Below are 21,982 nucleotides of genomic sequence, written 5' to 3'. Positions count from 1 at the left end.
GGAAGGTATTCGGGCAAGATCATCGAATGCTTGCATTGGTCCGGGAGTGGTGGACTTCGCGAGCGGACTATCGGTGGGTGCTCGATTACTTCGAGCCTCGATCGATGGAGCAATCCATTCGCTGGCTGGTAACTCTCTGCGCGTTCGCTCTGGGCACCGTCGCGGTCGTCATGCTGTTCACACCTGCGGGTCCGCACGGGGTGATCGGCAAGACGATCGTCGGCGGGTCCGCGGTGACAGGCGGGGTTTTTGCGGCACGATGGGCGATCTACGGCTGGCCGTCGCGGCGGATGTCGATTCTGTTCGTGGCCTGCGCCGACGTCGGAATCACGACGGTGAGTTGGCAATACAGCGACCGATTCGTCGGGATGTACGGACTGAACTCGCTGGTCCTGATCTCGCTGTATGTCGTTTTCTTCCACGGTCCTCGGATGCTCGCGGCGCACTCCGTGTGGGTGCTCGCGTCGGCGACGCTCTTCGCGATCGCTGTCGGCACTGGACCTGACGGTGATCCCGCGTTGGCCATCGCGCAGACCATCGCATCGCTCGTGATCATCGTCGCCGCACCGCCCGCGTTGCAGATCGGCTTCTGGATGGTTCGGTCCGACGCCGACAATTCGCTGGTCGATTCGCTGACGGGCTTGCTCAACAGGCGAGGTCTGTACCTGCACGCAGGTGACCTGATTTTCCCCGAGGGGTCCGGCGGCGTCGATGTCGTCGTGATGGTGTTGGATCTGGACCGATTCAAAAACGTCAACGACGAGCACGGGCACGCGGTCGGCGACGAGGTCCTGATCCGATCGGCACGGCGAATCAAGTCCGTCATCCGTGGGGGCGCCGTACTCTCGCGTTTCGGTGGCGAGGAATTCGTCCTCGTCGACGTGTTGCCGCGAGCAAACGCGGAGGCGGTGGCCGAACGGATTCGCGCAGCACTCGCCGCACCCGTCGAGACCGCTCCAGTCACCGTCAGTATCGGAGTTTCCTGCATATCGGGCTCCGAGTTCGTCGCAAGCAGGCATCGACTACCCGCTCTCCTGGATGCGATGGTCGCGGCCGCGGACCGTGCGATGTATCAGGCGAAGCGCCTCGGTCGAGACTGCGTCGTCGCCGACCTATCGGGTGTCGACCTACCGTCCGACGACGGCCAGGTCCACCAGGTCGCGCTGTCACAGCTGCCGCAGGGTCACGGGTTTCGGCGCGATCGTCGCAGCGGTTTCGAACGACGCAGCGGCATCGAGCGCCGCACCGCGGCGGACCGACGCACACGATAGATTTCTTCTCATACGAGAGGGGATCGGCAAAATGACTTTCATCTACGTCGCGTTGGTTGTCGCGGCGCTCTATCTGGTCGTCTGCTATTCGATCGCGTTCAGCCGCAAGGGAAAGGTCGGCAAAACCACGATCGGCAACAGACGCATCGTCTTGCACTCCCCTATCCAGCCCGGCCAGACCGTCGCCGCGCTGACGCAGCAACCCCTGACGGGTTATCAGGTCCACGACGTAGGCCCGTTCGGGGCCGTCTTTGCGACGACGCCCTCGTTCTTCTCCTGGGGTTTCTTGTTTCCGGTCGACGTCACTTCGGTTCCGAACGGCAGTCGCATCGACGTCGGGATCCGTTCGCGGCTATTCCAGTACGGTCCGCTGGTTGGGCGAGCGCACAACAATTTCGTGGCGACCGTTGCAGCCCGGACGGGTGCTCAGATCACCCCGACCTAGGCTCGACACCGACTTGTATATTTCGGTGGTCTGTATCGGGCAGAAGTTGATCGAGGGGATTTGTTATGGGCACCATCGCAGTTCACGAGTTCATCTCACTGGACGGGGTGTTCGAAAACCCGTCCTGGACAGCCGAATACGGCTTCGACCCGAAGATGGGCGAAGCCATCGGCGCGTTCACGAGCACGTCCAAGGCGATCTTGCTCGGCCGTAAGACGTTCGAGATGTTCGCGCCCGCGTGGTCGACACGCACGCCAGAGGAGGATCCGGGCGCACCGTTCTTCAACGAGACCCAGAAGTACGTCGTCGGCTCGCAGGAACCGAATGTCGAGTGGGCCAACTCCACGCGACTCGGTGCGTACGACGCCGATGCGATCCGCAAGCTCAAGGACGAGACGGACGGCGGCATCTACATCAGTGGCAGCGGGACTCTCGTTCGCGCCTTGCTGCAGGAGGGTCTCGTCGACGACCTGCACCTGTTCGTCTACCCCGTCGCACTCGGCGAAGGTGCACGGCTGTTCGGAAGCGACGGTGTGAAGCTCGCTCTCAAGGACAGCGAGGTCTACGCCAACGGCGTGGCGCACCTGAACTACGGTCCCGCCTGACCCTCGTGAGTCTTTTAGGAGTCTCTGGACTCCTAAAAGACTCACGACCCTGGGTGGGTGTCAGCCGATCGCGCGCAGATCGGCTGCGGCGCCGACCGGCATGACCCGCTCGATGAATTCACCGATGTTGGCGACCGCGTGCGCGGCTTCGGGCATGATGCCTGCGCCTGCTTGGAAGACGTGCGCCTGGCCGTCCCAGGTCTGCAATTCCACCGGGACGCCCGCTTCCATCAACCGCTGTGCCATCAACATGGCATCGGGATACAACATCTCGGTGGTACTCGCCTGGATCAGCGTCGGCGGCAATGCGTGCAAGTCGCAATCGACCGGCGACGCGCTGCCGGTGCGACGCTTCGACCCGGACCGCGTCTCGATGGCCTGATACATCCCGTACAGAGCGGGGGCGGTGTGGCGAGGGAATATCGAGCACGTCTCGGAACTCGGCGCCCCGAGCTTGTCGGCCATCTCGAGATCGGTCAACGGTGAGAGCGCCACCAGGGCGGCGGGCGCCGGGAGTCCTTCTTCGATCGCGACAATCGCGGTCATGAACGTGAGATAGCCGCCAGCCGAATCGCCCGCAATGACGATGTCCTCCGGCGCGTGGCCTTCACTGAGCAGATGCCGGTACGCGTCGACGCAATCCTCGACCGACGTGCTGACAGCGTGTTTCGGCATCTGCCGATAATCGACGGCGAGCACCGACGAACGCGTGATATCGGCGATCCTCGAAATCAGCTGCCGATGGAGATGACGGCCACCGACGAGGAAGGCGCCGCCGTGCAGGTAGAGCATCGTCCGGACGGGCGCCTCTCCTGGAGGCGTGACGATCTCGGCGTTGCAGTTGCGGAGTCGAATCGAGCGCACAGTCGTGCCGCGGACTCGTGTGAGGGGGCGACCCAAGTAGTCGACGACGGCGTAGGGCCACGGCAGGTCGGGTGCCTTCGACCACACGGAGATCACCGGCTTCACCGTGCTTCGGAGTACGCGATCCACGATCTTGGACACCGGACTGCCACCACCGAAGTGGGTGGTCACGGGTTCGACCGACGCGCTGTTGCGCGTCGGACCAGCTGCATATCCGCGTCGTTGCGGCATGATGGCCCTTTCAGGATCCCGAACGAGCGTCCTGGACGCTTGTCCGATGTTGTCGCATCACGGTAGGGCACTCTCGCCCATTTCTCAACTATTGACGATTGGTCAACAGAGGCCTTGTCGTATCTTGCATATATGACAACGCAAACCGTCGATGAGTTGTTCGCAATCGACTCGCTTCTGTTACCGGAAGAGCGCGAGATCGCGCAGACGGTACGCAAGTTCGCCGCCGAACGCCTCCGTCCGCACGTCGCGGACTGGTTCGAATCGGGCACCTTCCCTGTCCGCGACCTGGCGCCGGAATTCGGCAAACTCGGCCTGTTCGGCATGCATTTGCACGGCTACGGCTGCGCAGGCACGTCGGCAACGGCGTACGGTATCGCCTGCTTGGAGATCGAGGCCGCCGATTCGGGCGCACGCAGCATGATCTCGGTCCAGGGATCACTCGCTATGAGCGCGATCTACAAGTACGGCACAGAGGAGCAGAAGCAGCGCTACCTGCCCGGCATGGCGGCAGGCGAGACGCTCGGCTGTTTCGGCCTGACCGAACCCGACTTCGGCTCCAACCCCGGCGGCATGCGTACTCGCGCTCGCCAGGATGGTTCGGACTGGGTACTCAACGGCTCGAAGATGTGGATCACCAACGGGACCGTCGCCGACATCGCGATCGTGTGGGCTCAGACCGACGACCGAATTCGGGGCTTCATCGTCCCCACCGATTCCCCGGGCTTCACCTCGCGCGAGATGCACAAGAAGCTCTCGTTGCGTGCGTCGATCACCGCCGAGCTGAGTTTCGACGACGTCCGACTCCCAGCAGAGGCTTTGCTGCCCGACGCCCGCGGTCTCGCCGGACCGCTCGGCTGCCTGTCAGAGGCCCGTTTCGGCATCATCTTCGGTTCGATGGGCGCCGCTCGTGACTGTCTCGAATCGGCCATCGAGTACTCCCAGACTCGCGACGTCTTCGAAAAGAAGCTTGCCGCATACCAGCTGACCCAAGCCAAGATCGCGGACATGGCGGTCGAATTGGGCAAGGGTCAGCTGCTTGCCCTGCACCTGGGTCGCCTGAAAGACAACGGAACCTTGCGTCCGGAACAGGTCAGCGTCGGCAAATTGAACAACACTCGCGAAGCAATCAAGATCGCTCGAGAATGCCGAACGATCTTGGGTGCGAACGGAATCACCCTCGAGTACCCGGTGCTCCGGCACGCGAACAACCTCGAATCGGTGCTCACATACGAAGGCACGGCCGAGGTCCATCAGCTGGTGATCGGTCAGGCGTTGACGGGGTCGAGCGCCTTCCGCTGAGGTCAGCCTTCCCCCGCCATGCGGTATTCGCCGGCTTCGAGGCGACCGACGAGGTCGTCGGTCCAAGCGGCGATCGCGGAAAACGACCCACTCCACAGCGTGAGCAGGTCGCGCGAGTGGGGAGCCTCGTAAGCGTCGGGGTACGTCGCCTTCATGTCGGTCAAACTGTCACGCGCTTCGACGCTGCGGCGACGCTGTTCCTGCAGCAACGTGATGACCTGCTGGCGAGGCAGCGTTTGCATGAACGCAATCCCTGCGCCGAGTTCCTCCATGTCGATGCTGACGAGCGCTGCTTCGAGCAATTCGACGAATTCGGACTCCCCCGCCTCGGTGACTTCGTACAGCGTTCGCCCCGGGCCCGTGGTGCTCGCTTCCGTGCCTGCTTCGCGCAACCTTCCTTCCTTGGTGAGCTGCTTCAGAGCGTGATAGACCGAACCCGGCTTCACGTTCGTCCATGTCTCGATGCGCCACGACGCCAGCTCGCGGTGCACGGCGTAACCATGCACCGGCTGATGCTGTCGGATCACTCCCAGGACGAGCAGCCGCACTGCTGACATGGAAGGAGTGTGTGTCACTCCCCCGTCGGTAGTCAAGTTTGACTTCCGGCAAAACTGGGAGCTAGCCTGTCTAATCAAACTTGATTACCAGGAGTCGATGTGAACGAAACTGCGATCCCCATGCTCCCCTGCGCAGACCTCGACGAAACTCTCGCCTTCTACAAAACCCTGGGGTTCGAGGTGACCTACGAGCAGACGAAGCCGTACCTCTACGGCGCCGTCCGGCGCGGGTCGTTCGACCTGCATTTCTATTCGCCGCCAAAGGATGTCGACGCCCGCGCACTGGCAAGCAGATGCCTGATCATGGTCGACGACGTCGCGACCTACCACCGTGAATTCACCGCGGCTTTGCGCAGTCACTACGGCAAGATTCCCGCCAAAGGAACACCCCGCATCACCCGATTTCGGGAAGGGCAAAGCAGGTTCACGATCGTCGATCCAACCGGAACGTCGGTGCTCTACGTCCAACGGGACGAGCCGACCGACCTCGAGTACGGCGGCTCGAAGGAGCTGACGGGGCTGGCCAAGGTCGTCGACAATGCCCGAATCCTGCGCGACTTCAAGAACGACGACAAAGCGGCGTCGAGAGTGTTGAAAGTCGGTCTCGCGCGGTTCGGCCCCGACGCTCCGGCGGTCGACAGGGTCCGTGCCCTAGCCGCGCTCGCCGAAATCGCCAGTGCCAAGAACGAACCCGAACGCTCTCGCGAGTACCTCACCGAACTGCAAAAAATCGAACTCTCGGACGAGGACCGTACGCTCGTCGCGAAAGACATCCAGTCGGTGGAAAACGTGCAGAAGTGGCAGTGACTGTTACGCGCCGCCGCTGAGGAAACCCAGCAGATCGTGCCGGGTGATCACGCCGACCGGCTTGCCGTCGTCGACAACCATCAAGGCGTCGGTCTCACCCAGCGATTTCGTCGCGACGCTCACCGGCTCGCCCGCGCCGATCAGCGGGAACGGGGCACTCATGTGCTTCGACACCGGATCGGCAAGTGCCGCACGACCTTCGAACACCGCCGAGAGCAGGTCGCGTTCGGAGACGCTGCCTGCCACCTCGCCCATCATGACGGGTGGTTCGGCACCGACCACCGGCATCTGCGATACGCCGTACTCGCGAAGGATCTCGATCGCGTCGCGCAAGGTCTCCGACGGGTGCGTGTGCACGAGGGCCGGCAGTTCGCCCGACTTGCCGCGCAACACGTCGCCGACCGTCGGCACGTCGGTCTTGCCGTCGAGTCGCGTGCGGAGGAAGCCGTAGGACGACATCCACTTGTCGTTGAAGATCTTCGACAAATAGCCGCGGCCACCGTCGGGCAGCAGCACGACGACCAGCGAATCCGGTCCTTCCCGTTCGGCAACTTCGATCGCCGCGACGACCGCCATGCCGCACGACCCGCCGACCAAGAGTCCTTCCTCGCGAGCCAGCCGCCTCGTCATGTCGAACGAATCGGCGTCGGATACGGCGATGATCTCGTCGGGAATGCTGGCGTCGTACGCCGATGGCCAGAAATCTTCGCCGACACCTTCGACGAGATACGGCCGACCTGTGCCGCCCGAGTACACCGAGCCTTCGGGGTCCACCCCGACGACTTTGACCTTGCCGCCGGATACCTCTTTCAGATACCGCCCTGCGCCAGTGATGGTGCCGCCGGTGCCGACTCCGGCGACGAAGTGCGTGACCTTACCGTCGGTGTCTCGCCAGATCTCCGGACCTGTCGTCTCGTAATGACTCTCCGGACCACCTGGGTTGGAGTACTGGTCCGGCTTCCAGGCGCCCTCGATCTCACGGACCAAGCGGTCGGAGACGTTGTAGTAGCTGTCCGGGTGCTCCGGTGCCACGGCGGTCGGGCAGACGACGACTTCGGCGCCGTAGGCCTTGAGGACGTTGCGCTTGTCCTCACCCACCTTGTCCGGGCACACGAAAACGCATTTGTAGCCGCGCTTCTGCGCGACGAGGGCAAGACCGATTCCCGTATTGCCGGACGTCGGCTCGACGATCGTTCCGCCCGGCTTCAACGCGCCCGACTTCTCGGCGGCGTCGACCATCTTCACCGCGATTCGATCTTTCGAGCTCCCGCCCGGATTCATGTACTCGATTTTCGCGGCTACGAGGCCTGCGTTGCTTCCGACTACCGAGGACAACTTGACCAGGGGTGTGTTGCCGATGAGATCGGTGATGTGATCTGCGATGCGCATGCCCCCATGTTCCCAGAGTGCGCGGGACCTCCGGGCGGAGGCGGTCGAAAGCGGTTAGATTTGTGTTGCCTGACCGATTTCGAAAGGTGCATCAGCAATGTCTGTCACGGGATGGCGAACCGCGGTAGCCACCGGAGCTGCAACCGTGGTTGCCGGCTCGAGCGCGGGGACGGTGTCGTGGGCCGCGTACAAACACTTGATGTCGCAGGCGAGCGCCGCGCGCGGAGTGATCGGCCGCAACACCGCGAAACCGCCTGAAGCGGACGGCATTTACGTCGCGGGCAGCGGCAAACCCGAACCATGGCGCATGGGCGCTCAGTACGACATCTACCTGATGATCTTCGGCGATTCGACGGCTGCGGGGCTCGGCTGCGTCGTCGCCGACGAAGTTCCTGGAGTGCGGATTGCGCGTGGTCTTGCCGAAGAAACTGGAAAACGAATCCGCCTGAGCACCAAGGCCATCTCGGGCGCGACGTCGAAAGGGCTGAAGGGCCAGGTCGACGCGATGTTCGTCGCGGGACGACCGCCGGATGCTGCGGTGATCTTCGTCGGCGCAAACGACGTCACCAAGAAGCACTCGATCGGACGCTCCGCCGAGCGCCTCGGCGACGCGGTGCGACGGCTGCGTCAAAGCGGTGCCGTCGTTGTGGTCGGCACGTGCCCGGACCTTGGAATCGTCACCGCCATCCCCCAGCCGCTCCGCACGGTGGTGCGGGAATGGGGCCTGCTACTTGCGCGTGCCCAATCCGCGGAGACAACAGCAGCAGGCGGGCATCCGGTCGCCATGGCCGACCTGCTCTCACCCGAGTTCCTCGCAGCACCGGACAGGATGTTCTCCTCGGACGGTTTCCACCCCTCCGCCGCCGGCTACGAACTGGCCGCGAAGCTCGTTCTGCCCGTCCTCGCGAGTGCACTCGGCGAGTGGCGCGGCGGCCCGCTTCCGACACTTCCCACCCTGTCCGAAGCCGCCGAAAGTCGGCGCCTGATCAGCCGTGCGACGGAGTCGGCGAACCGGTTCCTGCGGCGCCACGAGGGCAACGTAGATTCGGTTTCGAGACTTGCGCCCGCGAATTCAAGCGTCGGGCCCACACACAAATAGGAGCTCACATGCCTGAGGCCGTAATCGTCTCCATCGCACGCTCACCGATCGGCCGCGCAGGAAAGGGCTCACTCGTGGGCATGCGCGCCGACGACCTGACCGCGCAGATGGTGAAGGCCGCACTTGCCAAGGTGCCCGCGCTCGACCCCACCGAAATCGACGACTTGATTCTGGGCTGCGGTCTCCCCGGCGGCGAGCAGGGCTACAACCTCGGCCGCGTCGTCGCCGTCCAGCTCGGCTACGACCACCTCCCAGGAACCACGATCACCCGCTACTGTTCGTCGTCGCTGCAGACCACCCGCATGGCGATGCACGCAATCAGGGCAGGCGAGGGCGATGTCTTCATTTCCGCCGGCGTCGAGACCGTGTCGAGCTTCGGCAAGGGAAGCAGCGACGGCCTGCCCAACACCAAGAACCCGCTGTTCGCCGACGCCGAAGCCCGCACCGCGACAGCCGCACTCGGCGGCGTGACGTGGCACGATCCGCGCGAGGACGACCTGATCCCCGACGCCTACATCGCGATGGGCCAGACGGCCGAGAACGTCGTCCAGCTGACCGGCATCAGCCGTGAAGACCAGGATCACTGGGGTGTGCGGTCACAGAACAAGGCCGAGGAAGCCATCAACGCAGGCTTCTTCGAGCGTGAGATCACTCCGGTCACCCTGGCCGACGGAACTGTCGTGTCCAAGGACGACGGTCCGCGCGCGGGCACGACCTACGAAAAGGTTTCCCAGCTGAAGCCGGTCTTCCGTCCAGACGGAACCATCACCGCTGGCAACGCCTGCCCGCTGAACGACGGCGCAGCTGCAATCGTCATCATGAGCGACACGAAGGCAAAGGAACTCGGCCTCACTCCGCTGGCCCGCGTGGTGTCGACCGCGGTCACCGGCCTGTCCCCCGAGATCATGGGCCTGGGTCCCATCGAGGCGTCCAAGAAGGCGCTGGCGTTGGCGGGCAAGACGATCGGTGACATCGACTTGTTCGAGATCAACGAAGCCTTCGCGGTCCAGGTGCTCGGTTCGGCTCGCGAACTGAAGATCGACGAGGACAAGCTGAACGTCTCCGGCGGCGCCATCGCCCTCGGCCACCCGTTCGGCATGACCGGCGCTCGCATCACCGCCACGCTGCTCAACAACCTGCAGACCTACGACAAGACCTTCGGCCTCGAAACCATGTGCGTCGGTGGCGGCCAGGGCATGGCGATGGTTCTGGAGCGCCTCAGCTAAAAGTTCGTCGTCGAGGGGGCGGTTTTGCGCGTCGCGTCTCGGGCGGATTCAGGCGATGTTTGCAAATCCGCCCGCTCGGCGGTCTCAGAGAGGTAAGCAAAACGGCCCCGCTTTCGCGGGGCCGTTCTGTGTGTCAGGGACTGCTAGTCGCTGTTGAAGTAGCTCAGCAGGCGAAGGATCTCGACGTAGAGCCAGACCAAGGTGATGGTGAGGCCGAATGCCACGCCCCAGGCAGCCTTTTCGGGAGCGCCCTGGCGAATCATCTGGTCGGCAGCGTCGAAGTCCAGCAAGAAGCTGAATGCCGCGAGGCCGATGCAGACGAGGGAGAAGATGATTCCGATCGGTCCAGCCTCGCGGAGGCCGAAGCCACCGTCGGTGAAGAAGCTTGCGATCAAGTTACCGAGCATGAGCACGAAGACACCGATGATGCCGCCGATGATCATCCGAGTGAAGCGCGGCGTGACGCGGATGGCGCCCGTCTTGTAGACGATCAGCATGCCGCCGAAGACGCCGAACGTGCCCAGGACCGCTTGACCGATCATTCCCGGACCGCCGACGCTGACGTACTCGCTGAAGACGAGCGATACCGCGCCGAGGAAGAAACCTTCCGCGACGGCGTACGAGAGCACGAGAGCGGGGTTGTCCATCTTCCGGCCGAACGTGCCGATCAGCACGAGAACGAAGCCGATGAGACCGCCGCCGACCATGAACGGCACCGCGAGGCCCGAGTTGCCGTTGACGAGGAGGTACGAGACGAGCGCCGAGGTTGCGAGGACGGCGAGCGTGATGCCGGTCTTCGTGACGACGTCGTCGATGGTCATCGACCGCGAAGTCTGCGGACGCGCCCACTGATCCTGCGGAGCGTATTGCTGACCCTGGCCGAACTGCTGGGTGAATTGCCCGGCACCTGCCGCCGCAGAGCCGAAGTTGGCATATCCACCGCCCTGCTGTTGCGGCAGGTTGCGGAACACCGGGTTGCTGGAGGTGCGCACCTTACTCATCCCTTCTCGTAGCTCGATAGCAGCGATTCTTACTGATTGAACGATGCAACGCCCAGGCGAGTTCCCGTTGGGGGAAACGAACGGACAATTCGGACTCTACCGGTCGCGGCGGGACCTTGTGACGGTGAATTTCGGATTGCGACCGATGATGTCGGTTTGTCCGACAGATTGTTCCAACACTCCTCGATAGTTGAGGTGCGAGTTGAACACCGTCCACAGCTCTCCGCCGGGTCGCAACACACGGCCTGCGGCACGGAACATCCCCAACGCCGGACCGGTGTGCACCGCAGCGCCGACATGGAACGGCGGATTGCAGACGATGAGATCGACACTTCCGTCTGCCAGCGACGACATCGCATCGTCACGGACCGCGGTGACCCGGTCGGCCACGCCATTTCGTTCCGCGGTCGCCAAGGTCGAGGCAACCGCGGCAGCCGACGCGTCGACACCGACCACCCGCAGTGTCGGCCGTTGCCGTGCCAGTTGAACGGCGAGAACGCCTGTGCCGCAACCGAGATCGACCGCAGTTTCGGCGTAGCGCTTCATCTTCGGCAGGAAGTCGAGCAGAAAGCGCGTTCCCAGGTCGAGCTTGGTACCGGCGAAAACCGCTCCGTGCGCGACGATCTCCATGTCGATGTCGGCCTCGCGCGCGCTCACCGGAAACTCCGGCTCGCCGACTGGTCGCGGGGTCGCGGCGACGACAACGCGTGACTTCTGTCGACCACGGCTGGGCTGGACCACCTCGAACGACCGACCCAGGACCTCGTTCATCGCCGGCGTCAGATGCTTGTCACGACCGCCTGCGAATACCTTGACCTCGGGCGAGGCGAAGCGCGCGATCGCGTCGGCGGTTTCGGCGAGCTCGGCGAGACTGCGTGGCAACCGCATCAGCACGACGGTCGCGCCCGAGAGCAGGTCCTCGTTCAGGCCGCAATGCCGGAAAGCCCCGGTCAGCTCTGCATCGGCCGCGTTGGCGACGAGCGCTTGCTCACCGGTAACGAAGTCCTGGTGAACCCGAATTCCGGTGGACCCGAACCGCGCAGCAGCGCCCAGAGTGAGCGCACCGTAGCTGTCGCCGATCACCGCCAACGCGCCCGGAGCGGCTGCATCGACATCGTCGGCGGCGAGGTCGAGAATGAGGCGATCTGCCGCATCGACGGCGAACAGGTTCGCTGCTTCCACGTCGGGGCGACGCCGTAGTTGGCCGAACAGATCCTCGACATTTATCACTGCATCAGTGTGCGCTACCTCGGCAAAGCCTGTGACCACCGCGCGTGGCCTGGCCGCCGACCGTGCCCTGTGCCAGACTGGCCACAACCGTAGTCAACGACGACTACAGATATCACAACGAGGTGATAGCGCATGCGCAATAGGGCTATGGCTGATCGAGGCAAGGAGTTCGCACTCCCCCCAGGAGTCGGCGGACATGCTGATCCCAAGTTCGGATCCGTCGCGACGGCGTTTGCTCGCCACTTTGCCCGCGGTCGCGGCGGCGGCGCATTAGCGGTCTATCTCGACGGCGAGCAGGTCGTCGACATCTGGGCGGGAACCTCGGACCGAGCCGGAAAAACATTGTGGGACAGCAATACTGCCGCGATGCCGTACTCCGCGTCCAAGGGCATCGCGTCGACGGTCATCCACCGCCTGGCAGATCGTGGACTCATCGACTACGACGCCCCCGTCGCTGAGTACTGGCGCGAATTCGGTGCGAACGGTAAATCGCGAATCACGGTCCGCCAATTGATGAGCCACAGCGCCGGACTGTCGGAACTCAGTTCGCTCGCAGCCAATGCCGACGAACTGCTCGACCATCGCCTCATGGAGCAACGGCTCGCGGCGGCGAAACCGAGTGTGTTGCTGGGTCGGCCCGCCTACCACTCCCTCACCTACGGCTGGCTGATGTCCGGCCTGGCTCGGTCCGTCACCGACAAAGGGATGGCAGAACTCTTCCGCACCGAGATCGCACACCCGCTCGGAGTCGAGGGCATCTACCTCGGTACCCCGCCGGCTGGCGCACCGACCGTCGCATCCAGCTTCGCGGGATCGATGGGAGCTATGAACAGCCGGGCCGGTCGCAGATTCGCGCCGCGTACGGTCACCATCCCCGGACCGCTCGGCGCGTTCATGCGGACCGTCTTCGTCCCCGGCTTCGAGAGCCTGCTCGACGTCGACTCTCCGCGGATCCTCGACACGGAGATGCCTGCTGCAAACGCCATGGTGACCGCGAGCGCGCTCGGCGCGATCTACAGCGCGATCGCCTGCGACGGCCAGTCCCCCAACGGACGCTTCCTGTCCGCCGAACGCGTCCGGCAACTCGCGCACGTACAGACCCGGCAATTGGACCGGACCTTGTATCTCCCGTTTGCGTGGCGGCTCGGCTACCACTCGATCCCGGTACCTGGTGCGCAGCGCGGGTTCGGCCACGTCGGACTCGCCGGGTCGATGGGTTGGGCTGATCGAAACAGCCGTCTCGCAATCGGCTTCGTCCACAACCGGCTACCCGATCTCAGGTACCTGGCATCCGATCAGACGATCGGATTCCGGTTGGCGCCCTATGCGGTTCGCGCTGCTCGGGCGGCTAGGTCGCCCGGTACGGTCGTACCGTTCAGGCCACAGCGATCGGCCTAACGCGGGCGCAGCTTGGCCGCGCGTAGGGACAGGTAGCGCTGCTCGGGAATGCTCGCCGTCATTCGTGCTGCGCGTAAATACGACTCGCGCGCGGGCACGGGTTCGCCTGCGAGCTCGAGCAGGTGCGCGCGCACGGCTTCGAGCCGGTGGTTGTGTGCCATTCGGTCGTCGTCGTCGAGCGTGCCGAGCACCGCGAGACCCGCACGCGGACCATTGACCATCGCCACCGCGACCGCACGGTTCAGCGTGACCACCGGACTAGGCCATCGGCTGTCGATCACGTCGTACAACGCGAGAATCTGCGCCCAGTCCGTGTCTTTCGCGGTCCGGGCTTCGTCGTGCACGGCGGCAATCGCGGCCTGCATCTGATACGGACCGACCGGCCCTTTGCCCAGCGTCGCCGTGATGATTGCAACCCCCTCATCGATCTGATCCGAATTCCACAGCCCGCGATCTTGTTCGTCGAGCGGAACGAGAAATCCATCGGAATCACTGCGCGCCGCACGACGGGCGTCGGTGAGCAGCATCAGCGCAAGCAAACCCGCGACTTCGCCTTCGTCGGGCATCGCAGCCGCGGCAATCCGGACCAGTCGGATGGCCTCGGACGTGAGGTCGGTTCGGTGCGCAACCTCGCCCGAGCTGGTCGTGTAGCCCTCGTTGAACACCAGGTACAACACATGCAGGACGACCCGCAACCGCTCCGCTCGCTCAGCGTCCGGCGGCATGGCGAACTGCGCACCTGCCGTTTTGATCGTCTTCTTCGCCCGGCTGATCCGTTGCGCCATCGTCGCTTCCGGAACCAGGAACGCCTTCGCGATCTCACCGGTCGTCAGGCCACCGACCGCGCGCAGCGTCAAGGCCAACTGCGACGGCACCGACAGCGCGGGATGGCTACACAGGAACAGCAGCATGAGCGTGTCGTCCTCCTGCTGCGGCTGCGATTGCGTTGCCAGTTCCAGGTTTCCGGCTGTCTCTTCTCGCCGCCGTCTCGCGCTTTCACTGCGCCATTCGTCGACGAGACGGCGATTGGCTACCGCAATCAACCACGATTTCGGGCTGTCCGGGATGCCGTCGTCGACCCATTGCTGCGACGCCGCCAACAGTGCTTCTTGGACGGCGTCTTCACATGCGTCGAATTGTCCATGCCTGCGGATGAGCGTGCCGAGGACCTGCGGCGCGAGTTCGCGCAGCAGGTCGTCGATCGATCTGTCCGGGCTCAAATGACCGGTGGCTCTTCGCCGATCTGGCGGACTTCCAAAGGCTCCTTGGTGAAATCGACGATCCGCTTGCCGATTTCGAGCGCACGAGCTTCGTTTTCCACGTCGACGAGCCAGAATCCGATGAGCGACTCTTTCGCCTCGGCAAACGGTCCGTCGGTGGCGACGGCGATGCCGTCGGAGATGCGCACTGTCTTTGCCTGCGTCGAATCGACGAGCCCCTCGGCACCGGCAAGTTCGCCCGACGCGGCGAGATCCTCGTTGAGCGTCCGCATGAATGCGACCATGTCTCTGATCCACTCGGGCGACTTCTGCTCCATCATCGTGGCGGCATCGCCGAACATCATGATCATGTATTTCATCTGGTCACTCCCTCGATCGGCACCCTGATTGGGCGCGCTCACCATTGGGTCGGAGCGCGCGGGCGGTTCTCGACATCCCACCAGTCACCGTATGCGATCTAGCCGAACCGGAATGAGGATGAGCCGATTTCGGTTCCGCCGCAGCGACGTTCGAGTACCCGAACCACTCGGGCCACCTGCACCCCAATTCGGTTGGGACGGAGTGGTTTCGATAAGGCTGGCAAATGTGCACAGCGCGATTGGCCGCCGACTTCCGATCCATCCGGCGAACTTCCCGACCGACACTGCCATCTCGAGCCCATTGCCAGGTTCCTGCCAGCCCCGGGCCAGCGACAACGCGTTCGATAGAAATCGGTGCCACACGGTGCCGTGCTTGGAGAAACGGAAGGACCAAGATGAACGCGAAGTTGGGCGTCAAGGGGGCAGGCCGGCTCGCCGCCAAGGTTGCCATCACGGGAGCAATGGTCGCGATCCCCATGGCGGTACTCGCCGGACCTGCGCTGGCCGACACCACACCTGGTGTCACGAACGTGGATCGGGATCATCATGATCGCGACCACCACGACAACAATTGGCAGCAGCCGCAGTGGCAACAACCGCAATGGCAACAGCCGCAGTGGCAGCAACCGCAATGGCAGCCGCCGGTACAGCAGCCTCAGGGCTTCAGCCTTCCGGGCCTCCTGTCCAGCCTCGGACTCAGTCCCTTGGGCTTCGGCAGCGCCTAAGCGCCGAAAAACCCCGACTGTGCGCGAGTTTCACCCCTGCCAGGGCGAAACTCGCGCACAGTTTGCGATCTTGAGACCCAGATTCTCTAGCGGTCGGCGTAACTCGGTGCGATGCTGGACAAGTCGGACACCGGAAGGACGAATATGAATACGAAGCTAGGTCTCAAGGCCGCTGGGCAGCTCGTCGCCAAGGTTGCTATCACGGGAGCAATCGTCGCGATTCCCATAGCGACATTCGCCGGTCCCGCATTGGCTGACACCCCCGGGGTCGCCAATGTAGATCGCCCGTACTACCCCAACAACGAGCCGTGGCAGCCGTGGAACCCGTTCGATCCTTATCGTCCGTGGCAGCCGTGGAACCCGTTCAATCCGTTCAACCAACCGCAGCAACCGTGGCAACCTCCGTACCAGCCATACCAGCCATACCAGCCCTACCAGCCGTTGCAGCCGCTTGTGCCGCTCAACCCGCTCCAGAGCCTGCTTTCCGCACTCGGTAGCTAGCTGTGCCTGTGCGCGCGTCTCACCCCTAGCGGGGTAAAACTCGCGCACAGTTCAGGTCCGCGCTACGAGCTCGAATCGGCCGGCCATCGTGCGTAGATGGACGGCGAAGCCGGGGGCGTCGATGATGTCGAAGTCGACGTCCAGCAGACCGATGTACAGCGTCAGCATGTGCGGTGTGTCGGATCCGACCTCTAGCTTCTGCGCGGATCTCGGCTGAGGCGGCATCGGACCTGTCGCGGCCCGCTCGGTGTCCCACCCGACGAGTACCAACGCCGCCCCCAACTCACCTGTCGGTGCGGCTCGCCGACGTACGGACCTTCTTTCGTAAGCTCAGGGCATGACGGAGGTCGTCGCGCAGCGCGCGCTCGGTCGCGCGCTGCTCGAGCGCCAGCACCTATTGCGCCCCACAACAGCGTCGGCGTTCGACGTCATCGATCACCTCGTCGGCATGCAAGCCCAGGCACCGCTCGCCGCGTACGTCGGATTATGGACTCGGATAATCGATTTCGACCCCGAAGAACTGAGTCGCCTGACGGACGAACGGCGTGTCGCCCGGGCATTGATGATGCGCTGCACCGTTCATCTGATGACCGCCGCAGATTGCCTCGCCGTCCGACCACTCCTGGACGGACTGGCTCGACGCGAGTTGCAGGGCCACTTCAAGCGGCAACTCGACGGCATCGATGTCGACACGGTGGCACAGGCCGGCGCGGAACTCATTGCTGCGCAGCCAGGTACGCGAGTCGAGATCCGTGATGTGTTGACGCGGCGATGGCCAACGGCAGATGCGGACGCGCTCGCGTACGCCGTCAGCTACCTCGTACCGACCGTTCAGATCACGCCCCGTGGGATCTGGGGAACGAACGGTCCGGCGGCGATGACGACGATGGAGTCGTGGTTGGGCCGCCCGCCCGAGGCGAGACCCGTCGATTCGATCGTGCTGCGCTACCTCGCCGCATACGGACCCGCATCCGTGCTCGATGCACAGACCTGGTCCGGGCTGACGCGGTTGCGGGAAGTGCTCGAGCGGCTGCGACCAGGCTTGCGCGTGTTCCGAAGCGAGGACGGCGCAGAGCTGTTCGACATCCCCGACGGACCGCTGCCGGACCCCCAAACGCCTGCGCCCGTTCGGTTTCTACCGGAGTACGACAACGTCTTCCTGTCTCATGCCGATCGGACCCGCGTCAACCCGGACCGGCGGCGCATACCACTGCCACCCGGCAACGGGGCGTCGATGGGGACCGTGCTCATCGACGGTTGCTACCACGCGAATTGGCGGCTTCGACGCGAAGACGGCGCGGCGATCGTCCGGGTGGACCCGCTGCGCCCGTTCACCTCGAGCGAGCGCGACGAGGTCGACGAGGAGGGCCTGCGCCTGCTCGGCTTCATTGCCGCAGACGCCGAGGCCGCCAAGGTCGAGATCGCATGACTTGGTAACGTCGGCCCGCCGCACCTGAGAGGATCGCCAGATGACTGAAGGAAAGCGCCTCGCCGCGGAGAAGGCGATCGAATACGTCGAGGACGGGATGATCGTCGGCGTCGGAACCGGCTCGACCGTCGCGTACTTCATCGACGCCCTGGCCAGGATCAAAGACCGTATCGCGGGCACCGTGTCGAGTTCGGTGAAGAGCACAGAGCATCTGCAGTCGTACGGAATCGACGTCCTCGACCTCAACGAGACCGGCCCGCTCTCGATCTACATCGACGGCGCAGACGAATGCGACCCGAACAAATTCCTCATCAAAGGCGGCGGTGCCGCGCTGACTCGCGAAAAGATCCTCGCGGAGGCGAGCGAAAAGTTCGTCTGCATCATCGATCCCAGCAAGCGCGTCCCCGTGCTCGGCAAGTTCCCGTTGCCGATCGAAGTGATCCCCATGGCGCAAAGCCTTGTTGCACGGGCGATTACGAAAATCGGCGGCGACCCTCGACTACGCGAAGGCGTGGTCACCGACAACGGCAATGCGATCCTCGACGTGCACGGCTTGCAGATCACCGACCCCCTCGCCTTGGAGCAATCGCTCAATCAAATCCCTGGCATCGTGACAGTCGGCTTGTTCGCCCGTCGCCCTGCTGACATTGTGATCGAAGGGACCGAACCGCCGAAGGTGTGGTGAGCTCGCGGTGATCGCTATGGGAGAGACCCCCACGGTACTGACTCCAGACGGTCGTGACCTCGGGTACACCGAGGTCGGCAATCCTGACGGACCGCTCGTTCTGCACAATCACGGCGGACCGAGCAGTCGTCTCGAGGCACGGCTTTTCGCACGCTTCGCTGCGAAATACAAGTTGCGGTTCGTCGGCGTCGACCGACCAGGAATTGGTCGATCGAGTCCCCAGAAGGAACGCACATTCGCCGGCTGGGCCGACGACCTCACGATCGTCGCCGATGCGTTGGGATACCGCGAATTCGGTGTGACGGGATGGTCGGAAGGCGGCCCGTGGGCGTTGGCAGCAGCGGCATACATCGACCCCCGCCGATTGCGTCACGTCAGTAGTATTGCCGGCGCAAGCTACGGAACGTTCGGGGATAACTCTGCAGCGCAGTACCTTTCGAAGATCGATGCAATGGGCGGAACCCTGGCACTCCGCTTCACTCCCGGCTTCCGCCTCATGTACAAGTCACTCGGCCTCACCGCAAAACACTATCGCAAGACCTATTTCAGCCAGTTGGACAAAGCCGTCAACAGCTATGACCAGGAGATCGCGCGTCGGCCGGATGTCGAATCCGACTTCTACGAGGCGACCGTCGAATGCTTCGCGCAAGGATCCGACGGCTTGGTTCGCGACGCCATCCCGCTGTACCGGCGGTGGGCATTCGATGTGACGACCATCGAACGGAAAGTCCATCTGTGGCAAGGCTTGGACGACCTACTGGTGCCCGATCCGATCAACAAAGCCGTGGCGGATCGGATGCCCGGAGCTGTGTGGCATCCAGTCGACGGCGCTGGCCACTTCGTAGCGATCGGTGCCGGCGACGACATCTTCGCCATCGCCGCCGACGAACTGGGCGCGTAGTCAGCGGTAATTCGATTGCCCGCTCACACGGTCGCTGCTAGCGTTCGTGCCGATCGTGCACCATCGACAGGAGGTGAGACCCATGTACGCAGTATCCACAGTGGGCGCTCCCCTGCAGTCCACGATCGCGCGGCTGAGGTAGTCGCCATTGGGAGCGCCTGGCAACGCTATTCGCGAAAGGCGACTCCCATGAACACAACATCTTCTTCAACTCGAGCCTTGGTCCTCGGCGGCGGCGGATCGACCGGCAACGCCTGGCTCATCGGCGTCATCACGGGTCTCTTCGCAGCCGGACTGGACGTGACCACAGCAGACCTGACTATTGGAACGTCAGCTGGCTCGACGGCCGCCGCCCAGATTGCCGCCGCCAGCCCGACCGAACTGTTCGCCGTCACCGTTGCCGCTGTCCCGCAGCGGCAGCGACCGGCTCCGACCAGGCCGGTCGTGAACCACATGGAGCGGATCGGCAAGATCATCGCCGCTGCTGCGGATGCGGCCGACGTGCGCCGCAGATTGGGCGCGTCGGCGCTCGACCTCGACGCGGCTTCGGACGGATCCTGGCACACGCAGTGGCGTACCACCGTCGCCGCTCGGTTGCCCAGCCAGGAGTGGCCGCAACGAAAAGTCCTCATCACGGCAATCGATGCCTACACCGGCGAATCGGTTGTCTTCGACCGCCACAGTGGCGTCGACTTGGCGGATGCCGTTGCTGCCAGCTGTTCCAGCGGCCTTCCCTACCGGATCGGCGACGGTCGTTATCTCGACGGTGGCTTCAGGTCCAACGCCGAGAATGCCGATCTGGCGGCGGGATACGAACGCGTGCTCGTGCTGTCACCGTTCGGCGGACGGTCACTCTGGCCGCAGGAGTGGGGAACGCATCTGGCGACACAGGTCGACGAACTCCGCGCGGGCGGCAGCAAAGTCGAAACGATCTTCCCGGACAGCAAGTCCGAGCACATGTTCGGCACCAATGCCATGGATCTCTCGCTACGCCCGCCCGCTGCTCGTGCCGGGTACGACCAAGGCAGTGGCCTCGCCGAGCGCCTCAGCGAATTCTGGCGTTGACGTTCTCGACATCACGAAGCGCCGGTTTCGTGGCGCGGTAGAACGCGAGCCGTCCGATGAAACGTCGTTGCACCGATTCGACTTCGGTGCACTCGAAGCCAAGTGCGCGCAACTGGTTTGGAATGCCGTCTGGTTCGATGTTCGCGTGCGGAGCGTGCTTCGACCATTTCGGAAGGTGGGCATGCGGCCCGGCAGCGCCGACGACGTCGACGATGTGCAGAGTCCCGCCGGGACGAAGAACACGGAGTACTTCGGCAGCGGCAGCGGCCTTGATGTCGGGGGCGAGGTGATGCCACATCATCGACGACAGCACCCGATCGAACGCGTCATCCGGATAGGGAAGCTGCTGCACGTAGGCACGGTCGAAGCGAATCCCGTTCAGGCCGCGTGCCTTTCGCTCGGCGCGGGCTAATGCCCGTGGGTCGGGATCGGATCCGACGATCTCGACCCGCGGGCAACTCCGCTTCGCGCGCAGGGTCAAATTCCCTGTGCCACAGCCGATTTCCAGAATCGTCTGGCCGACGGTGAGGTCGGCCTGTGCGACGAGCGCCTCGTAGACCTTCGGCATGCCGAAGAGGCGCGTGATGAGGTCGTACGCCGGGAGCAACCCGTCTCGACCTGCGGCAGGAAGGTAATCGTGGGTGTTCCCCATCGACTGAATTACTGAATGTGGACGATGTTCGGTCATAAATCGATACTCGTCGATCTTTTGAACACGTAGTTGCGAGATCTACGGCGATAGTAGGACTATATTCGGCCGCATGCCTACGGCTCCCCGTGTGCTCCGGCACCGCGACGGCGTCCCGGTGTTCGGCTACCGCACAGATCCAGCGGTGCCGCCCGTATCGGTGGTCCGGATGGACGGTCATGCCACGCTCGATCGTCCGCACATCCACGCCTTCCCGGCATTGTTGTACGTTGCGAACACGGGCCTCGTCTACGTGGTCGCCGCCGACGAGGTTATCGATGCGTCGAATGTCGATGCACGAGGCGGGGTTGCCGTCTTTTTCAATCCGGCCGCGTTGGGCGGTAACGCGCAAGCATCGTCGCCTGCCTGGCGGTCGCACCCGCTGCTGTATCCCTTTGTTCACGGCCGGTCGGGCGCATTGCTCGAATTGGAAGTGCCACCTGAGCGCCGCCAGTTCTGGATCGGCACAATTGCCGCCCTGGATTCGGAACTGGCAGACGAACGCGACGGATTTCGCGATGCGGCACTCGCTTACCTCACCCTGCTTCTGATCGACCTCGCAAGGACTGCTGCAGACGTCGTCGGCGATCTTCGACGCAGCGGCGAACCGTTGCTGGCCGATGTCTTCGCCGTCATCGAGCGGCGATTCGCCGAGCCGCTGTCGTTGCGCGACGTCGCCCGCGAAGTGGGCCTGACTCCAGGGCATCTGACCACCGTCGTCGGTCGGCGCACCGGGCGAACTGTGCAGGAGTGGATCACCGAGCGCCGAATGACCGAGGCGCGCCGACTCCTCGCGCAGACCGATCTTCCAGTCGGCGATGTCGCTCGACGCGTCGGTTTCGGCGACGCCGGCTACTTCACGAGGTTGTTCGGCAAACAGCACGGCAGCTCACCGCGGCGCTGGCGAAATGCCAGGGCCGTCGCTAAACCCGACTGATGGGTGGCCCCGATTCGACACCGCTTTTACGAATCCAGCACAATCGT

Annotated in this window: 24 protein-coding genes; 15 read left to right on the top strand and 9 right to left on the bottom strand. The window is 63.9% G+C overall.

Annotation, left to right across the window (positions count from 1 at the left end; all coding sequences use genetic code 11):
• Positions 1 to 26 precede the first annotated feature (26 nt).
• The 3 genes from FGL95_RS17190 (at position 27) to FGL95_RS17180 (ending at position 2,321) form a co-directional block, all read left to right on the top strand.
• The gene (locus FGL95_RS17190; RefSeq protein WP_169588969.1) at positions 27 to 1,271 is read left to right on the top strand and encodes a GGDEF domain-containing protein; all 1,245 of its coding nucleotides are present in this window, start codon (positions 27 to 29) and stop codon (positions 1,269 to 1,271) included.
• A gap of 31 nt (positions 1,272 to 1,302) precedes the next feature.
• Positions 1,303 to 1,716: a hypothetical protein gene (locus FGL95_RS17185; RefSeq protein ID WP_169588967.1), complete on the top strand. Its 414-nt coding sequence runs from the start codon at positions 1,303 to 1,305 to the stop codon at positions 1,714 to 1,716.
• 65 nt (positions 1,717 to 1,781) lie between these two features.
• Positions 1,782 to 2,321, top strand: coding sequence for a dihydrofolate reductase family protein (locus FGL95_RS17180; protein ID WP_169588965.1), 540 nt, complete (start codon positions 1,782 to 1,784; stop codon positions 2,319 to 2,321).
• A gap of 60 nt (positions 2,322 to 2,381) precedes the next feature.
• Here FGL95_RS17180 and FGL95_RS17175 read toward each other — a convergent pair whose 3' ends face one another.
• Positions 2,382 to 3,416 (bottom strand): alpha/beta hydrolase, encoded by a 1,035-nt coding sequence (locus FGL95_RS17175; RefSeq protein ID WP_169588963.1) that lies wholly within the window; start codon positions 3,414 to 3,416, stop codon positions 2,382 to 2,384.
• Between the two features lie 132 nt (positions 3,417 to 3,548).
• Between FGL95_RS17175 and FGL95_RS17170 the strand changes: the two genes are divergently transcribed.
• Complete coding sequence (locus tag FGL95_RS17170) at positions 3,549 to 4,718, top strand: acyl-CoA dehydrogenase family protein (RefSeq protein WP_169588961.1); 1,170 nt, start codon at positions 3,549 to 3,551, stop codon at positions 4,716 to 4,718.
• 2 nt (positions 4,719 to 4,720) lie between these two features.
• Here FGL95_RS17170 and FGL95_RS17165 read toward each other — a convergent pair whose 3' ends face one another.
• Positions 4,721 to 5,275 carry a PadR family transcriptional regulator gene (locus tag FGL95_RS17165; protein WP_169588959.1) on the bottom strand — a complete coding sequence of 185 codons (555 nt, stop codon included), beginning with the start codon at positions 5,273 to 5,275 and terminating at the stop codon, positions 4,721 to 4,723.
• A gap of 99 nt (positions 5,276 to 5,374) precedes the next feature.
• Between FGL95_RS17165 and FGL95_RS17160 the strand changes: the two genes are divergently transcribed.
• Entirely contained in the window at positions 5,375 to 6,082 is a 708-nt protein-coding gene (locus FGL95_RS17160; RefSeq protein WP_338079896.1) for a VOC family protein, read from the top strand.
• A 3-nt stretch (positions 6,083 to 6,085) separates the two neighbouring features.
• On the opposite strand, the gene FGL95_RS17155 is transcribed toward FGL95_RS17160, so the two are convergent.
• A complete protein-coding gene (locus tag FGL95_RS17155; RefSeq protein WP_169588957.1) occupies positions 6,086 to 7,471 on the bottom strand; it encodes a cystathionine beta-synthase in 1,386 nt (461 codons plus the stop codon).
• 97 nt (positions 7,472 to 7,568) lie between these two features.
• Here FGL95_RS17155 and FGL95_RS17150 point away from each other — a divergent pair, with 97 nt between their 5' ends.
• Positions 7,569 to 8,570, top strand: a complete 1,002-nt coding sequence (locus FGL95_RS17150; RefSeq protein ID WP_169588955.1) for an SGNH/GDSL hydrolase family protein — start codon at positions 7,569 to 7,571, stop codon at positions 8,568 to 8,570.
• A gap of 8 nt (positions 8,571 to 8,578) precedes the next feature.
• Positions 8,579 to 9,796, top strand: coding sequence for an acetyl-CoA C-acetyltransferase (locus FGL95_RS17145; RefSeq protein ID WP_169588953.1), 1,218 nt, complete (start codon positions 8,579 to 8,581; stop codon positions 9,794 to 9,796).
• A gap of 143 nt (positions 9,797 to 9,939) precedes the next feature.
• Here the strand turns inward: FGL95_RS17145 and FGL95_RS17140 are convergent, their stop codons facing one another.
• Both FGL95_RS17140 and FGL95_RS17135 read right to left on the bottom strand, forming a co-directional pair.
• The gene (locus FGL95_RS17140) at positions 9,940 to 10,788 is read right to left on the bottom strand and encodes a Bax inhibitor-1/YccA family protein (protein ID WP_338079902.1); all 849 of its coding nucleotides are present in this window, start codon (positions 10,786 to 10,788) and stop codon (positions 9,940 to 9,942) included.
• Between the two features lie 105 nt (positions 10,789 to 10,893).
• Positions 10,894 to 12,027 (bottom strand): methyltransferase, encoded by a 1,134-nt coding sequence (locus FGL95_RS17135; protein ID WP_169588950.1) that lies wholly within the window; start codon positions 12,025 to 12,027, stop codon positions 10,894 to 10,896.
• Between the two features lie 132 nt (positions 12,028 to 12,159).
• On the opposite strand from FGL95_RS17135, the gene FGL95_RS17130 reads away from it, so the two are divergent.
• On the top strand, positions 12,160 to 13,425 hold the full coding sequence (locus tag FGL95_RS17130) for a serine hydrolase domain-containing protein (RefSeq protein ID WP_240963067.1): 1,266 nt from the start codon (positions 12,160 to 12,162) through the stop codon (positions 13,423 to 13,425).
• Here the strand turns inward: FGL95_RS17130 and FGL95_RS17125 are convergent.
• The gene (locus FGL95_RS17125; RefSeq protein ID WP_169588948.1) at positions 13,422 to 14,645 is read right to left on the bottom strand and encodes an RNA polymerase sigma factor; all 1,224 of its coding nucleotides are present in this window, start codon (positions 14,643 to 14,645) and stop codon (positions 13,422 to 13,424) included. The genes FGL95_RS17130 and FGL95_RS17125 overlap by 4 nt on opposite strands.
• Positions 14,642 to 15,004, bottom strand: a complete 363-nt coding sequence (locus FGL95_RS17120; RefSeq protein ID WP_169588946.1) for a YciI family protein — start codon at positions 15,002 to 15,004, stop codon at positions 14,642 to 14,644. The genes FGL95_RS17125 and FGL95_RS17120 overlap by 4 nt, the downstream gene beginning before the upstream one ends.
• Before the next feature lie 395 nt (positions 15,005 to 15,399).
• Between FGL95_RS17120 and FGL95_RS32020 the strand changes: the two genes are divergently transcribed.
• Together FGL95_RS32020 and FGL95_RS17110 are read left to right on the top strand one after the other, a co-directional pair.
• The gene (locus tag FGL95_RS32020) at positions 15,400 to 15,729 is read left to right on the top strand and encodes a hypothetical protein (RefSeq protein WP_206071953.1); all 330 of its coding nucleotides are present in this window, start codon (positions 15,400 to 15,402) and stop codon (positions 15,727 to 15,729) included.
• 144 nt (positions 15,730 to 15,873) lie between these two features.
• On the top strand, positions 15,874 to 16,230 hold the full coding sequence (locus tag FGL95_RS17110) for a hypothetical protein (protein WP_169588944.1): 357 nt from the start codon (positions 15,874 to 15,876) through the stop codon (positions 16,228 to 16,230).
• A 51-nt stretch (positions 16,231 to 16,281) separates the two neighbouring features.
• Here the strand turns inward: FGL95_RS17110 and FGL95_RS17105 are convergent, their stop codons facing one another.
• Positions 16,282 to 16,512, bottom strand: coding sequence for a hypothetical protein (locus FGL95_RS17105; protein ID WP_169588942.1), 231 nt, complete (start codon positions 16,510 to 16,512; stop codon positions 16,282 to 16,284).
• A gap of 55 nt (positions 16,513 to 16,567) precedes the next feature.
• On the opposite strand from FGL95_RS17105, the gene FGL95_RS17100 reads away from it, so the two are divergent.
• The 4 genes from FGL95_RS17100 to FGL95_RS17085 all read left to right on the top strand — a co-directional run bounded on the left by FGL95_RS17100 (position 16,568) and on the right by FGL95_RS17085 (position 20,310).
• Positions 16,568 to 17,659 (top strand): winged helix DNA-binding domain-containing protein, encoded by a 1,092-nt coding sequence (locus tag FGL95_RS17100; RefSeq protein ID WP_169588940.1) that lies wholly within the window; start codon positions 16,568 to 16,570, stop codon positions 17,657 to 17,659.
• Positions 17,660 to 17,699: 40 nt separating this feature from the next.
• Positions 17,700 to 18,344, top strand: a complete 645-nt coding sequence (gene rpiA, locus FGL95_RS17095; RefSeq protein WP_169588939.1) for a ribose-5-phosphate isomerase RpiA — start codon at positions 17,700 to 17,702, stop codon at positions 18,342 to 18,344.
• A gap of 16 nt (positions 18,345 to 18,360) precedes the next feature.
• Positions 18,361 to 19,245: an alpha/beta fold hydrolase gene (locus FGL95_RS17090; RefSeq protein WP_169588937.1), complete on the top strand. Its 885-nt coding sequence runs from the start codon at positions 18,361 to 18,363 to the stop codon at positions 19,243 to 19,245.
• A gap of 189 nt (positions 19,246 to 19,434) precedes the next feature.
• A complete protein-coding gene (locus FGL95_RS17085) occupies positions 19,435 to 20,310 on the top strand; it encodes a patatin-like phospholipase family protein (protein ID WP_169588935.1) in 876 nt (291 codons plus the stop codon).
• Here FGL95_RS17085 and FGL95_RS17080 read toward each other — a convergent pair.
• Positions 20,291 to 20,998, bottom strand: coding sequence for a class I SAM-dependent methyltransferase (locus tag FGL95_RS17080; RefSeq protein WP_169588933.1), 708 nt, complete (start codon positions 20,996 to 20,998; stop codon positions 20,291 to 20,293). The two genes, FGL95_RS17085 and FGL95_RS17080, sit on opposite strands and share 20 nt — an antisense overlap.
• 73 nt (positions 20,999 to 21,071) lie before the next feature.
• On the opposite strand from FGL95_RS17080, the gene FGL95_RS17075 reads away from it, so the two are divergent.
• Entirely contained in the window at positions 21,072 to 21,935 is an 864-nt protein-coding gene (locus FGL95_RS17075) for a helix-turn-helix transcriptional regulator (protein ID WP_169588932.1), read from the top strand.
• Positions 21,936 to 21,982: the final 47 nt, after the last annotated feature.

Source organism: Antrihabitans stalactiti, assembly GCF_012932915.1.
Lineage (GTDB): Bacteria > Actinomycetota > Actinomycetes > Mycobacteriales > Mycobacteriaceae > Antrihabitans > Antrihabitans stalactiti.
The sequence above is the reverse complement of the archived record's forward strand: the minus strand, read 5'-3'. Positions and strand labels throughout refer to the sequence as shown.